This is a genomic window from Microbacterium sp. Cr-K32 (assembly GCF_000708345.1).
GTDB lineage: Bacteria > Actinomycetota > Actinomycetes > Actinomycetales > Microbacteriaceae > Microbacterium > Microbacterium maritypicum_A.
This window is the reverse complement of record NZ_JARD01000015.1, coordinates 55,247-68,409: the sequence shown is the minus strand read 5'-3', so window position 1 is coordinate 68,409 and position 13,163 is coordinate 55,247. Positions and strand designations below refer to the sequence as shown.

The window sequence follows — 13,163 nt, the reverse complement described above, 5'->3', positions numbered from 1 at the left end:
TCAGTCGGCTTCGAGATACACGGTGGGAATCGCCGGGTCGGACTTGCTGAGAGCGAGCGCACGTACCGGGAGCTCTTCGCGCACACGCAGATGATGAGCGCGTGCCGCTGCCGTGCCGTCGACTCCCTCGTACGAGGAGTCGATCTCGCCTGCCTCGACGAACGTCACCTGCAGCGGGCGGCCGTCGGGGTGCTCGGCCGCAGTGTCGAGATCTTCGAAGCCGTCCGACACGACGACCGTCTCTGCGGTGGCGACGCCGTCGACCAGGGTGCGGAACGCTGCTTTGCGTCCGCCATGCGATGCCTTGTCGGCGGACGCCTTCGCGACGCCGATCCAGGACCCCTCGGCATCCTGGCGCGCCACCAGCTTGTAGACCATGCTGGCGGTCGGATACCCGGACCCGGTGACGACCGACGTTCCGACCCCGTAGGCGTCGACGGGCGAGGCGGCGAGGGCGGCGATCGCATACTCGTCGAGGTCGCTGGTCACGGTGATGCGTGTCGACGTCGCACCGAGTTCGTCGAGCTGCGCGCGGACATCGCCCGCGACGATCGGGAGGTCACCGGAATCGATCCGGACGCCGCCGAGCTCCGTGCCGGCGACGCGGATCGCCGTCTCGACACCCGTGCGGATGTCGTACGTGTCGACGAGCAGCGTCGTTCCGGTGCCCATGCTCGCGACCTGGGAGCGGAAGGCTTCCTCCTCTGTGTCGTGCAGCAGCGTCCAGGAGTGCGCGGCGGTGCCCATCGTGGGGATGCCCCAGCGTCGTCCGGCCTCGAGATTGCTGGTCGCCCCGAAACCGGCGATGTATGCGGCTCGGGCTGCGGCGACGGCCGAGCGCTCGGCGGCCCGGCGGGAGCCCATCTCGGCCAGCGGACGTTCGCCGGCGGCGATGCTCATGCGCGATGCGGCGGTGGCGACGGCGGAGTCGTGGTTGAGCACGCTCAGCGCGAGAGTCTCGAGCACCACGGCATCGGCGAACGTGCCCTCGACTGTGAGGATCGGAGAGCCCGGGAAGTACAGCTCGCCTTCGCGGTAGCCGCGGATGGATCCGGTGAACCGATAGTTCTCGAGGTGAGCGATGGACGCGGCATCCACGACGTTCTCATCTCTGAGGAACCGCAGTTCGTCGTCGCCGAAGCGGAAGTCGCGCAAGAGGCCCAAAAGGCGGCCGGTGCCCGCGACGACACCGAAACGGCGGCCGCCGGACAACCGTCGGGAGAACAACTCGAAGACGCTGGGGCGGAACGCCGTCCCATCACGCAGGGAAGCGGCGAGCATCGTCAGCTCATAGCGGTCGGTGAGCAGCGCCGTCGACGTGGTCATGCGCTCAGTTTAGTGAGAGCGCCGATGCACGCGGCGGGTTCCGCGCGGGTAGGCTGGGGAGTCATGAACGACGCGCCGATCGGGATCTTCGACTCCGGTGTCGGCGGGCTCACGGTGGCGCGAGCCATCCGCGCCCAGCTGCCCCGGGAGTCGTTCGTCTACATCGGCGACACCGCGCACTCGCCGTATGGTCCGAAGCCCATCGCGGACGTGCGCCGCTACTCCCTCGAAGTGCTCGACACCCTGGTCGAGCAGGGCGTCAAGATGCTGGTGATCGCGTGCAACACCGCTTCCGCCGCCATGCTCCGCGACGCTCGCGAGCGCTACGACGTTCCGGTGGTCGAGGTGATCGGCCCCGCGGTGCGCCGCGCGGTCTCCACCACGCGCAACGGACGAGTCGGTGTGATCGGCACTGTCGGCACCATCGGTTCGCGCGCCTACCAGGACATGCTCGAGGTCAACGAGAGGCTGCAGGTGTTCACCGCCGCCTGCCCGCGCTTCGTCGAATTCGTCGAGGCCGGGATCACGGGTACCCCGGAGGTGCTCGCGGTCGCCGAGGAGTATCTCGCGCCCCTTCGAGACGCCGAGGTCGACACACTCGTGCTCGGCTGCACGCACTATCCGTTCCTTCGGGGCGCGATCAGCTACGTCATGGGAGAGGGCGTCACCCTCGTCTCCAGCGACGATGAGACGGCAGGCGACGTCTACCGCCAGCTCGTCCGGGGTGATCTGCTCGCGTCGCCGGATGCCACCGCCAGCTACGTGTACGAGGCCACCGGCGCCTCGACCGACGACTTCACCGCGCTGGCCAACCGCCTGATGGGCCGCGAGGTCCGGGACGTGCAACTGGTCCAGACCGGCGTGATCACCCTCCCCGAGATCGCTTTCGAGTAACCCGGATCGAGTCGCTCCGATTCGTTCCGCCATCCCGACCTGAAAGAAGCACATGTCCGAAATCGTCCGCGTCGACGGCCGCTCCACCGATCAGCTTCGTGAGATCACGATCGAGCGCGGTTGGAGCGCGCACGCCGAGGGATCGGCATTGATCAGCTTCGGCGGCACCAAGGTGCTGTGCACCGCCTCCTTCACCAACGGCGTCCCGCGCTGGCTGACCGGCAAGGGCAAGGGCTGGGTCACGGCCGAGTACTCCATGCTCCCGCGCGCCACGAACAGCCGGAACGACCGAGAGAGCGTCAAGGGCCGCATCGGCGGTCGCACCCACGAGATCTCGCGACTGATCGGGCGCGCGCTGCGGGCCGTCGTCGACACGAAGGCGCTCGGCGAGAACACGATCGTCATCGACTGCGACGTGCTGCAGGCCGATGGCGGCACGCGCACGGCGGCCATCACCGGCGCGTACGTGGCGCTCGCCGACGCGATCGAATGGGGCCGGGAGAAGAAGTTCATCGGCAAGAACTCCACGCCGCTGCTCGACTCGGTCGCGGCGGTGTCGGTCGGGATCATCGACGGCGAGCCCATGCTCGACCTGGCATATGTCGAGGACGTGCGCGCCGAGACCGACATGAACGTCGTGGTCACCGGCCGTGGGCTCTTCGTCGAGGTGCAGGGAACAGCCGAGGGCGCACCGTTCGACAAGCGGGAGCTGGATGCGCTGCTCGAGCTCGGTCTGGCCGGATGCGCCGACCTGAAGGGCACGCAGCTCGCCGCGTTGAAGGGGGAATGACGATGCGAGTCGTTCTCGCGACGCACAATCCGCACAAGGTCGCGGAGTTCCAACAGATCGTGGAGCAGACACGCCCCGACCTCGAGATCGTCGGCTACGACGGTCCGGAGCCGGTGGAAGACGGCGTGACGTTCGCCGAGAATGCGCTCATCAAGGCGCGAGCGGCCGCCGCTCACACAGGACTCGCTGCGCTCGCTGATGACTCCGGCATCTGCGTCGACGTGCTCGGCGGGTCACCGGGGGTGTTCTCCGCCTACTGGGCGGGGCAGAAGAAGGACGCGACGGCGAATCTCGAGCTGCTGCTCGACCAGCTGCACGACATCGCCGACCCCCACCGCTCCGCGCACTTCACCTCGACGATCGCCCTCGTGCTGCCGGACGGCCGGGAGCAGGTCGTGGAAGGACGCTGGCCGGGTCGCCTGGCGCATACGGCGTCGGGCGCCGGCGGCTTCGGGTACGACCCGATCTTCATCCCTGACGGCCAGCCGGCAGGGGAGGAGCGGTCGGTGGGTGAGCTCTCCTCCGATGAGAAGCAGGCGCAGTCGCACCGAGCGCGCGCCTTCGCGGAACTGGCTCCGCTGCTTGCCGCGCTCTGAGCACGGCGGCCGCGAGAAACCGCTGCTGAAGCTGAGAATCGTTACCCTTCCCGACTAGCCGGAACCCGCCTTCCGGCCCTCGATCCCGGTCTAGCCTGGGGGCATGCACGATCACGCACCCGCCCCCGGTGGCATCCGTTCCGCGAGCAGCAGACGCCTGCTCGCGATCTCGCTGTCCCTCACTGCGACGGTGATGCTCGTGCAGGTCGTCGGCGCACTGCTCTCCGGCTCTCTGGCGCTGCTCGCCGATGCGGCGCACATGTTCACAGATGCGTCCGGTCTCGTGATCGCCCTCATCGCCGCCACCGTCGCCGCACGTCCGGCCGACGACCGGCGCACTTTCGGGTATCAGCGCGCCGAGGTGTTCGGCGCGCTGATCAACGCGGTGATCCTGATCGCCCTCGCGACCTGGGTCGCGATCGAGGGGATCGGGCGACTCATCAATCCGGGGGAGGTCGAGGTCGCCGGCGGGCTGATGCTGGTCGTCGCCGTGGTCGGGCTCCTCGCGAACGCGGTGTCGATGTGGCTGTTGAGTCGTGCGCAGCGCACCAGCATCAACGTGCGCGGTGCGTACCTCGAGGTGATGGGAGATCTGATCGGTTCGGTGGCGGTCATCGTGGCAGCCGCGGTCATCCTCATCACCGGATGGATGCCGGCCGACGCCATCGCCTCGCTGTTCATCGCGGCGATGATCATCCCCCGGGCCATCGCGCTGCTGCGGGAGGTGTTCTCGGTTCTCGCCGAGTCCGCGCCGAAGGGCACGGCGGTGAGCGAGATCCGTACCCACCTGCTCGGTTACGACGGTGTCGTCGGGGTGCACGACGTCCATGTCTGGCAGCTGACCCGCGGGGCCCCGGTGTTCACGGCCCACGTCAGCATCGAGCCGGAGCTGTTCGCCGACGGACGCTCGTCGCAGCTGTTGACCGAGATGCAGGCATGCCTCGCCGACCACTTCGACGTGGCGCACTCGACCTTCCAGATCGAGCCTGCGGAACAGGCGGACTGCGAACCGCGACACGCCTGAGCGATCCGGTCCTGACCTCAGCTTTCGACGGCGATCTCGTGCGGGCTCTTGTCCGGGCGGAGCCCCCGCCAACGGGCATGGCGGAGCACACCGTCGGGCGTCCAGTTCGCGAACTCGACCTCGCCCACGACTTCCGGACGCACCCACAGGGCGTCGGAGGCATCGGGCGCGGGGACGCCGTCGAGTGGGGCAGCGTCCACGCGCAACGGATCGAGTCGTGCGAGCAGGTCGCGCAGTATTCGGTCGGTGAATCCGGTCCCCACACGTCCGACGTAGCGGAGACCGCCCGTTCCTCGGTCCGGATCGGGCACGGCGAGCAGCAGAGATCCGAGCTTGCTCTCCCTGTCGCCCTTCCCGGGCCGGATACCGACGATCACCGCCTCCTGCATCCGCGTGTGCTTCAGCTTCAGCCACGAGGGGGAGCGCTGCCCTGGCCGGTATCGCGACTGAGGATCCTTGACGACGACGCCCTCGAGTCCGAACTCCCTGCTCGCGGCGAGTGCCGCGTCCACGTCGTCGAACACGGGAGGGATCTGCACGGGGGCGTCGAGATCGTCGATCAGCTCCTCGAGCAGGGTCCTGCGTTCGCGCAGAGTCATACCGGTGAGGTCGTGTCCGTCGAGACGCAGCAGGTCGAACAGCATGTAGACGACGGGGGTGCGGACCACTTCGCGTTCGATCTCCCGTGGCCGGGTGAGGTGCATCCGGTTCTGGAGGAGGGAGAAGCTCGGCCGGCCGTGGGAGTCGAACGCGACGATCTCGCCGTCGACGACGGCGTCCGCCACGGGGAGGAAGGGCGCGCCGTCAGCAGTGAGTTCGGGATACCGGGCCGTGATGTCCGTGCCGCGGCGCGCGTGCAGCAGCATGCGCCCGTCTGCCCAGGTGCCCATCGCACGGATGCCGTCCCACTTCACCTCGACCCACGAGGGGTCGCTCAGTGCACGTGCCACTCCGGGGGTGCCGTTCTCCGCGAGCATCGGCGCCATCGACGCCGTGGCCGGAGGGGCGACAGCGGCGCCAGGGGCGGGAGAGCTTCGGGGATATCGATGGGAGTGATGGGTCTTCGCGGGTTGCGGGAGCGGAGTCGTCGCCGGCGGGCGGAGCATCGCGAGCGGGTCGATTCCCGCGGCGGCTCGCGCGAGCACCTCGTCGAGGTCGAGCTGCGCGAGTTCCGGGGCGTCGAGTTCCTCCCACGTGCGAGGGGCCGCCACCCACGGCTGTGCACGTCCGCGGAGGGAGTAGGGCGAGATGGTGGTCTTCTTGCCGTTGTTCTGGCTCCAGTCGAGGAACACCTTTCCCCCTCGGACCGCCTTCGCCATGACGCTGGTCGCGAGGTCCGGGTGATCGCTCTCGATCATCCGTGCGAGCTCCTTGACGACGGCGGAGACCTCGTCGCTCGTCTGCTCGCCGGGCAATGACGCGTAGAGGTGGATGCCCTTGCTTCCGCTGGTCACCGGCAGAGGGTCGAGCCCCATGCCGGACAGGAGGACGCGCGCGATGCGGGCGACCTCGGCACACTGCGCCAGCCCCACGCCGGGGCCGGGATCGAGATCGAGGACGAGTCGATCGGGGTTGCCGGGAAGGCCCGCGGAGGAGAAGCGCCACTGCGGCACATGCAGCTCGATGGCGGCGACCTGCGCAAGCCACACGAGCGTCGGGATGTCCTGGACGAGGGGGTATTCCTTCGGACCGTCCGAGTGCTGGATCGCCTGTCGAGGAATCCACGAGGGTGCGCCCGGTTCGAGCTGTTTCGTGAAGAAGGCGTCGGCCGGGGCATCCGCGGTCCCGACGCCCTCGACCCAGCGTTTGCGCGTGACGGGGCGCCCGGCGAGGAGGGGGAGCAGGAGTGGAGCGATGGCCGTGTAGTAGGCGATGACCTCGCCCTTGGTGGTGCCGGTGGAGGGGTAGACGACTTTGTCGAGGTTCGTCACCCGCAGACGACGACCGTCGACCTGCACGATCTGCGCGTCTGCGACCATGGGGCCAGCGTAGTCAAGGCGCAGCATCGCCAGGGGTAGCGCCGTCAAGGGGCTGGTCGTGACGGCTGTGACTGGTGTCTACTGGTGTGATGAGGACGATCTGGAAGGGCGCACTGACGTTCGGGCTCGTGAACGTACCGGTCAAGGTGTACTCCGCGACCGAGGACCACGACGTGCCGCTGCATCAGGTGCACGAGAAGGACGGCGGGCGCATCCGCTATCAGCGCACCTGCGAAGTCTGCGGAGAGACCGTGGCGTACGCCGACATCGACCGCGCCTACGTCGACGAAGGCCAGACCGTCGTGCTGACGAAGGACGACCTCGCCGCCCTCCCCGCGGAGAAGAGCCGGGAGATCGACGTCGTCGAGTTCGTGCCCTCCGAGCAGGTCGACCTGCTCACCCTCGACAAGCCGTACTACCTCGAACCCGATTCGAAGTCGCCCAAGGCGTATGTGCTGCTGCGGAAGACGCTCGAACAGACGGACCGCACGGCGATCGTGCGCTTCACACTTCGGCAGAAGACACGGCTCGCCGCGCTCCGGGTGCGGGGGAAGGTCCTCGTGCTGCAGACCCTGCTCTGGGCCGATGAGGTGCGCGAAGCCGCGTTCCCCTCGCTGGACGAGGACGTGCGGATCTCGAAGAAGGAGCTGGAGCTCTCGGCCTCGCTCGTCGACAGCTACTCGGCGGACTTCGACCCCGAGGCATTCGTCGACGAGTACCAGAAGGAGCTCCGTACCCTCATCGACGCGAAGATCGAGGCGGGCGACACGTTCGACGTGGCCGAGACCTTCGGGGAAGCAGAGAAAGCGGCCGAGGGCGGCGAGGTCATCGACCTCATGGAGGCGCTGCGCGCGAGCGTGGCGCGCTCGAAGGAAGAGCGCGCGAAGAACGCGGGGTGATCATCGGGTGCCGAGGAACCGGCACCCGATGATCGATCAGTGCTTGCCGTCGCCGTCCAGGTCGGGGGCGCGGTCGAACACGTCGGCGTCGAGCACGAGCTCCTGCGCTTCCTCGGCATCGGTGACCACGTCTTCGCCGGCCGCCTCGGCCTTCTTCGCCTTGTGGCGCTCGGACAGGTAGTGCCACAGCGTGACGAGTGCGGTGCCGCCGACGGCCGCGAGCAGGATGAGGTCGATGTAGCTCTCCACGAACTCGGCGACCGGCGGGATGAACCCGATGAGGTAGCCGAACATCGTGAGCCCGAAGCCCCAGAGGACCGCACCGATCAGGTTGTAGAGCGTGTACTTGCGCCACGGCATGTGGCCGACGCCGGCGGCGACCGGGGCGAAGGTCCGCACGATCGGCACGAAGCGCGCGAGGATCACGGTGATGCCGCCGAAGCGTTCGAAGAACGCGTTCGTGCGTTCGACGTTCTTCTTGCTGAAGAGGCCCGATTCCTTGCGCTCGAAGACCGCCGGTCCGCCCTTGTGGCCGATGACGTATCCGACTTCACCGCCCACGAACGCCGCGAGGCCGATCAGGAGGGCGACCCACCAGACGCTGATGCCGAAGACGCCGTGCTCGGAGCCCGCGATCGGGTGCGAGAGCAGGCCGGCGATCACCAGGAGGGTGTCACCGGGAAGCAGGAATCCGACGAGCAGACCGGTCTCGGCGAAGATGATGAAGCACACCACGAGCAGTGCCCACGGCCCGGCGGTCCCGATGATCGTCGCAGGATCGAGCCAGGGGATGAGAGCGGTCGGTGCGTGCAGCATGGTTTCGAGCACTGGGGGAGTCCCGTCGGTCGTGAATGGTCGGCGGTAGAACAGAGCGATGTCGTGACGACCGGAGAAAGGTCGTCGTCGTCTCTCGTGCGGAAGGTGGGACTTGAACCCACACGCCCTGGGGCACAGGAACCTAAATCCTGCGTGTCTGCCAATTCCACCACTCCCGCGCGGTGGGAACAGTCTACTGACCGCCGAATCCGCGTGTCTGGGGATCAGCCCGTAGTCCGCGCCGGCCGACGGTCGGGCGCGGGGAAGGCCTGTGGATAACTTCCGAGGCAGGCCTCGGATTGTTGCGAGGATGCCGGGGTGAGTCATCCGTCCGCCCTTGTCGCCGAGCGCGTGCGGTCGCGTCTGCGTGCCGAGGGCATCGATCCGTCCGTCGATCCGGACGCGGCATGGCGGATCACCCATGCCGAGGTCCGGCGTCACGACGATCTCGCCCTCGCTCGCGGCGAGTCCCTGATCGACGATGAAGCGGCGTGTGTGAGAGAGGTCATGGCGTCGCTCAGCGGATTCGGTGCGCTGCAACCGTTGCTCGACGATCCGGAGATCGAGGAGATCTGGCTCAACGGAACGGGACACGTGCACGTCGCGCGAGAGGGAACGGCCGAGCGGACGACCCTTCGTCTCGACGAAGGGACCGTGCGCGACGTCGTCGAGCGCATGCTGCAGTCGACCGGTCGGCGGGTCGACATCAGCCAGCCGTTCGTGGATGCTTCGCTGCCGGACGGGTCCCGTCTGCATGTGGCGATCGCTGATGTGGTGAGGGGCTCGTGGGCGGTCAATATCCGCAAGTTCCTGCCGAAGTACCGATCTCTCGGAGCGCTCGCCGCGCAGGGGATGATGCCCGCCGATGTCGCCGAGCTGCTGCGGGTGGCCATGAACGACGGCAAGAGCGTGATCGTCTCCGGCGCCACGCACGCGGGGAAGACCACGATGCTCGGCGCGCTGCTGGCCTCGTGCGCCGACGTTCAACGCATCGTCACGGTGGAGGAGACGTTCGAACTGGCTGTGGACGGGCCCGATCTCGTCGCGCTGCAGGGGCGACAGGCGAGCCTCGAGGGGACCGGGGAGATCACGTTGCGCAGGCTGGTGAAGGAGGCGTTGCGTATGCGACCGGACCGTCTCGTGATCGGCGAGGTCCGCGACGCGGAGGCTCTCGATCTGGTCCTCGCGCTCAACACCGGGGTGCCGGGCGCATGCACCGTGCATGCGAATTCTGCGGCCGAGGCCATCGAGAAGCTCACGATCCTTCCACTCTTGGCCGGGCGCAACATCGACCGCGCCTTCATCGCCCCTGCACTCGCCGCGTCTGTCGACCTGGTCGTGCACTGCGCCAGGGACCGCGCGGGGCAGCGACACGTGCAGGAGATCATCGCCCCGACCGGCGACCTCGCCGAAGGACGGCTCCAGACCAGGAACGTCTACCGGGCAGGAGCGCCAACGAGCGACGGCATCGGCACCGGCCGCAGCGAGCCACGCCTGATCGGGATCGTGTCGTGACAGTTTTCGTCGGCGCCCTCCTCGCGGCCGGGGTGCTTCTGTGCCTGTCGCCCTGGATGTGGCCGCGATCGGACGCGGCCGAGGCGGCCACCCGGCGAGGGCGACTCGTCCGCCTGATCGAGGAGGCCGGCTTCGACCGGCTCTCCCGGCGCGCGCTCCTCGTCATCGTCACCGCGGCCGGACTGATAGCCGCATCGGTCGCCTGGCTCCTGACCGGGATCGCCGTACTCGCGCTGCTGGCGGGCGTCGCGGGAGCCGTCGCACCCATCGTGTTGTTGCGGGGGCGCCGAGCGCGGTTGCGACGGTTGCGGCGACAGCTCTGGCCGGACGTGTGCGATCTCCTGATCGCGGCGATTCGCGTGGGCCTATCGCTCCCCGACGCAGTGGCGAGCCTGGCGGAGTCCGCGCCGAAGACGCTGAGACCGGCATTCGTCGTGTTCGCGAGGGATCTGCGTGCGAGCGGCAGATTCGAGACCAGCCTCGACCGACTCAAATCCACGCTGGCCGACCCCATCGGCGATCGCATCGCCGAGACATTGCGGATGGCGCGTCAGGTCGGTGGCACGGAACTGATCAGTGTGCTGCGCGCGCTGTCGAGTTCGGTGCGGGCGGATGCCGCCCTGCGGGGCGAAGTCGAGGCTCGCCAGTCATGGATCCGGGGCGCGGCCGTCCTCGGCGCGATCGCCCCCTGGGTGATCATAGGGCTGCTCGTTCTCCGGCCTGAGGGAGCAGCAGCGTACGGCACTCCCGAAGGGATGCTCGTGATCTGCCTGGGAGCAGCGGTGTCGGTGGTCGCGTTTCACATCATGGTCCGCATCGGCAGGCTTCCTGAGCCGCGGCGGTGGTTCGGGTGAACGGGGTCTCGGCGCTCGCGATCGCGGTTCTGATCGGGTGCGGCTTCGCTGCGGGGATGCTGAGCATCCTCTCCGTGCTTCCGCGCTGGAGAGCGGCATCTCTCGTCGTGCGGATCGGGCCGTATGTGCGCGATGTCGTCGCTGACGACTACCTGCCCCGAGGTGTCCTCCCCGCGGTGGGATCACTTCCCACGAGCGGGCGGACGCTGTGGGAGCGTGCGCGGGGCGCTTTCGAGAGGCTGGTCGGCGGGGGAGAGGCTCTCCGCCAGCGCCTCGCGCAGGCGGGTGTGCGCATGAGCCCCGCATCGTTCCGTGGTCGGCAACTGGGCTGGGGCCTCGCCGGGATCGGTGTGGGCGCAGTCGTGCTGACCGTGCTCGCGCTGGCCGGACGGCTGACGGTGCCGACGAGTGTGATGCCGCTGCTCTGCGGGGCGGCTGCCGCCGCTGCGTACGACCTTCAGCTCTCTGTGAGGGCCAAGGCTCGCCGGGTGCGACTCACCGACGAGCTCCCGACGACTCTCGAGTTCCTGGCTCTGTGCCTCTCCGCAGGTGAGGGGTTCCTCGATTCTCTGCGTCGGGTGGCCGACGTGGGCTCCGGCGAACTCACTGCTGAACTGCGCCAGGTGGTGCTCGCGGTCGGCACGGGCTCGCCGATGGCCGACGCACTGCACGAGATGGCGCGACGCCTCCAGCTTCCCGAACTGTCGCGCGTCGTCGACCAGGTGATCGCGGCGCTCGAGCATGGTGCGCCCCTCGCCGCGGTACTGCACGCTCAGGCGGGTGATGCGCGCGAAGACGCGAAACGTGTGCTGATCGAGCAGGCGGGACGCAAAGAGATCCTGATGCTGCTCCCGCTCGTCTTCCTGATCCTTCCGCTCTCGGTGCTCTTCGCCGTGTATCCAGGGCTGTTCATCCTCCGGCTCGGCATCGGCTGACCGCACGACGAAAGGACCACCATGACCGCACGAACGCAGGAGCGGCGGCGACGCCCCTGGCATGACGCCGCACCCCGGTTCCGCGCCTTCATCGACGACGAAACGGGTGACGTTCCCGGATGGGTGCTCGTCACATTGATGACCGCGGGATTGGTGGTGCTCATCTGGGCCGTCGCCGGTCCTGCTCTGACCTCGCTGTTCGAGCAGGCGATCCAGAGGGTCTCGGGGCTCTGACATGGAGGACCGGAGTGGTTGCGCGGATGATCGCGGCTCCAGCCCGGTGGAGTTCGTGCTGGTCGGAACGCTCCTCACCGCCCTCACACTCGCTGTGCTGCAGCTCGCCTTCGCGGTGTACGTGCGCAACGTGGTGCACGACGCTGCCGTCGAAGGCGCCTACCACGCGGCTCTCGCCGATACGACCCCGGAGGAGGGCATCGCACGCACCAGAGACGTGATCTCGCGAGCGGTGGGGGCGGACTACGCCGAGGACATCCGCATCGGCGTCTCCGGCGCCCCGCCGTACGAGACGGTCGACGTCCGGGTCCGCACGACGTTTCCGCTGCTCGGACTGATCGGCCTCCCCCTCGCGATGGAGGTGGAGGCTCGTGCACCTGCCGAGACTTTCGGAGAAGAATGACGAGGGATCGGCCGCGCTCGAGTTCATCGCGGTGGGGGTGATCCTTCTCGTGCCGCTCATCTATCTCGTGATCGCGCTCGGTGCGATCCAGGAACAGACGCTCGGAGCCGAGGCAGCAGCACGGCACGTCGCCCGTGTCGTCGCGCGCGCACCCGATGCGACGACGGCGGCGGAGAGGAGCGATGCGGTGCTGGCGGGGATCGTGGACGAGTACGGTCTGGATGAGGAAGCGGTGAATCTGACGATCGCCTGCACCCCACGCGCGGTCGAGTGCCCGTCAGCCGGGGCGACCATCGTCGTCACCGTCACCACGTCGGTGCGACTTCCATTGGTGCCGGAGATGCTCGGACTCGATCGCTCGACCGCTGTCCCCGTGCAAGCCGAAGCGGTGCAGAAGGTGTCGCGACTGTGGGGCGCAGAATGAGAGACCTGTCCCGGACAGGGACGGGCGCCGTCGGCGACCACGAAGAGGGGAGTGTGCTGCTCCTCACCCTCGGCTACGTGCTTCTGGCTCTGGCCGTGATCTTCGTGTGCGTCTGCGCGACCGATCTCTACATCGCCCAGAAGCGGTTGGATGCGCTCGCCGATTCCGCCGCGCTCGCCGGAGCGGACGGCTTCACCCTGGCGGTGCGCGACGGCAGCGTGCGTGCCGAACTCACGGATGACGGCGTCGAGCAGCAAGCCGAGGCGATGGTGTCCGCGTTGCCGGGGGAGGCGTCGATCACCGCCGCAGGCACGCCTGACGGCGTCACCGCACGAGTCACCGTCACGGCGGAGTGGCGTCCGCCCTTGGTGTCCGTGTTCGTGCCCGACGGCGTCCCGCTGGAGTCGACCGCCACGAGTCGCACCGCCCTGCGGTGACCGGGCCCTGTGGTGACCGGCCCCTGCGGTGACCGGC

General features: G+C 68.4%; 15 protein-coding genes and 1 tRNA gene. 12 read left to right on the top strand and 4 right to left on the bottom strand.

Annotation, left to right across the window (positions count from 1 at the left end; all coding sequences use genetic code 11):
• The gene (locus GZ64_RS0107455) at nt 1-1,326 is read right to left on the bottom strand and encodes a nicotinate phosphoribosyltransferase (RefSeq protein WP_021199674.1); all 1,326 of its coding nucleotides are present in this window, start codon (nt 1,324-1,326) and stop codon (nt 1-3) included.
• Nucleotides 1,327-1,389: 63 nt separating this feature from the next.
• On the opposite strand from GZ64_RS0107455, the gene murI reads away from it, so the two are divergent.
• The 4 genes from murI (at nt 1,390) to GZ64_RS0107435 (ending at nt 4,630) form a co-directional block, all read left to right on the top strand.
• Nucleotides 1,390-2,220, top strand: coding sequence for a glutamate racemase (gene murI / locus GZ64_RS0107450; RefSeq protein WP_021199673.1), 831 nt, complete (start codon nt 1,390-1,392; stop codon nt 2,218-2,220).
• A 52-nt stretch (nt 2,221-2,272) separates the two neighbouring features.
• Nucleotides 2,273-3,010, top strand: a complete 738-nt coding sequence (gene rph / locus GZ64_RS0107445; protein WP_029260587.1) for a ribonuclease PH — start codon at nt 2,273-2,275, stop codon at nt 3,008-3,010.
• On the top strand, nt 3,007-3,606 hold the full coding sequence (gene rdgB / locus GZ64_RS0107440; protein ID WP_029265679.1) for an RdgB/HAM1 family non-canonical purine NTP pyrophosphatase: 600 nt from the start codon (nt 3,007-3,009) through the stop codon (nt 3,604-3,606). Before rph ends, rdgB begins: the two co-directional genes overlap by 4 nt.
• A 103-nt stretch (nt 3,607-3,709) precedes the next feature.
• Nucleotides 3,710-4,630 (top strand): cation diffusion facilitator family transporter, encoded by a 921-nt coding sequence (locus GZ64_RS0107435; protein ID WP_029260589.1) that lies wholly within the window; start codon nt 3,710-3,712, stop codon nt 4,628-4,630.
• A gap of 17 nt (nt 4,631-4,647) precedes the next feature.
• Here GZ64_RS0107435 and ligD read toward each other — a convergent pair whose 3' ends face one another.
• Nucleotides 4,648-6,609: a non-homologous end-joining DNA ligase gene (gene ligD, locus GZ64_RS0107430; RefSeq protein WP_029265676.1), complete on the bottom strand. Its 1,962-nt coding sequence runs from the start codon at nt 6,607-6,609 to the stop codon at nt 4,648-4,650.
• 89 nt (nt 6,610-6,698) lie between these two features.
• Between ligD and ku the strand changes: the two genes are divergently transcribed.
• Nucleotides 6,699-7,508 (top strand): non-homologous end joining protein Ku, encoded by an 810-nt coding sequence (ku, locus tag GZ64_RS0107425; protein WP_029265674.1) that lies wholly within the window; start codon nt 6,699-6,701, stop codon nt 7,506-7,508.
• A gap of 36 nt (nt 7,509-7,544) precedes the next feature.
• On the opposite strand, the gene GZ64_RS0107420 is transcribed toward ku, so the two are convergent.
• Both GZ64_RS0107420 and GZ64_RS0107415 read right to left on the bottom strand, forming a co-directional pair.
• Nucleotides 7,545-8,324: a DedA family protein gene (locus tag GZ64_RS0107420; protein ID WP_021199667.1), complete on the bottom strand. Its 780-nt coding sequence runs from the start codon at nt 8,322-8,324 to the stop codon at nt 7,545-7,547.
• Nucleotides 8,325-8,421: 97 nt separating this feature from the next.
• A tRNA-Leu gene (locus GZ64_RS0107415) sits at nt 8,422-8,503 on the bottom strand.
• 139 nt (nt 8,504-8,642) lie between these two features.
• On the opposite strand from GZ64_RS0107415, the gene GZ64_RS0107410 reads away from it, so the two are divergent.
• Genes GZ64_RS0107410 through GZ64_RS0107380 form a run of 7 tightly spaced genes read left to right on the top strand, consistent with a single transcriptional unit; the run spans nt 8,643 to nt 13,126 of the window.
• Nucleotides 8,643-9,839 carry a CpaF family protein gene (locus tag GZ64_RS0107410; RefSeq protein ID WP_231479845.1) on the top strand — a complete coding sequence of 399 codons (1,197 nt, stop codon included), beginning with the start codon at nt 8,643-8,645 and terminating at the stop codon, nt 9,837-9,839.
• Nucleotides 9,836-10,693 carry a type II secretion system F family protein gene (locus GZ64_RS0107405; protein ID WP_029265670.1) on the top strand — a complete coding sequence of 286 codons (858 nt, stop codon included), beginning with the start codon at nt 9,836-9,838 and terminating at the stop codon, nt 10,691-10,693. Before GZ64_RS0107410 ends, GZ64_RS0107405 begins: the two co-directional genes overlap by 4 nt.
• A complete protein-coding gene (locus GZ64_RS0107400; RefSeq protein ID WP_029265668.1) occupies nt 10,690-11,628 on the top strand; it encodes a type II secretion system F family protein in 939 nt (312 codons plus the stop codon). The genes GZ64_RS0107405 and GZ64_RS0107400 overlap by 4 nt, the downstream gene beginning before the upstream one ends.
• Before the next feature lie 21 nt (nt 11,629-11,649).
• Nucleotides 11,650-11,862 (top strand): hypothetical protein, encoded by a 213-nt coding sequence (locus GZ64_RS0107395; protein WP_029265667.1) that lies wholly within the window; start codon nt 11,650-11,652, stop codon nt 11,860-11,862.
• 1 nt (nt 11,863) lies between these two features.
• A complete protein-coding gene (locus GZ64_RS0107390) occupies nt 11,864-12,265 on the top strand; it encodes a TadE/TadG family type IV pilus assembly protein (RefSeq protein ID WP_029260595.1) in 402 nt (133 codons plus the stop codon).
• Nucleotides 12,234-12,689 (top strand): hypothetical protein, encoded by a 456-nt coding sequence (locus GZ64_RS0107385; protein WP_021199793.1) that lies wholly within the window; start codon nt 12,234-12,236, stop codon nt 12,687-12,689. The genes GZ64_RS0107390 and GZ64_RS0107385 overlap by 32 nt, the downstream gene beginning before the upstream one ends.
• Nucleotides 12,686-13,126, top strand: a complete 441-nt coding sequence (locus GZ64_RS0107380; RefSeq protein WP_046398939.1) for a pilus assembly protein TadG-related protein — start codon at nt 12,686-12,688, stop codon at nt 13,124-13,126. Before GZ64_RS0107385 ends, GZ64_RS0107380 begins: the two co-directional genes overlap by 4 nt.
• Nucleotides 13,127-13,163 lie beyond the last annotated feature (37 nt).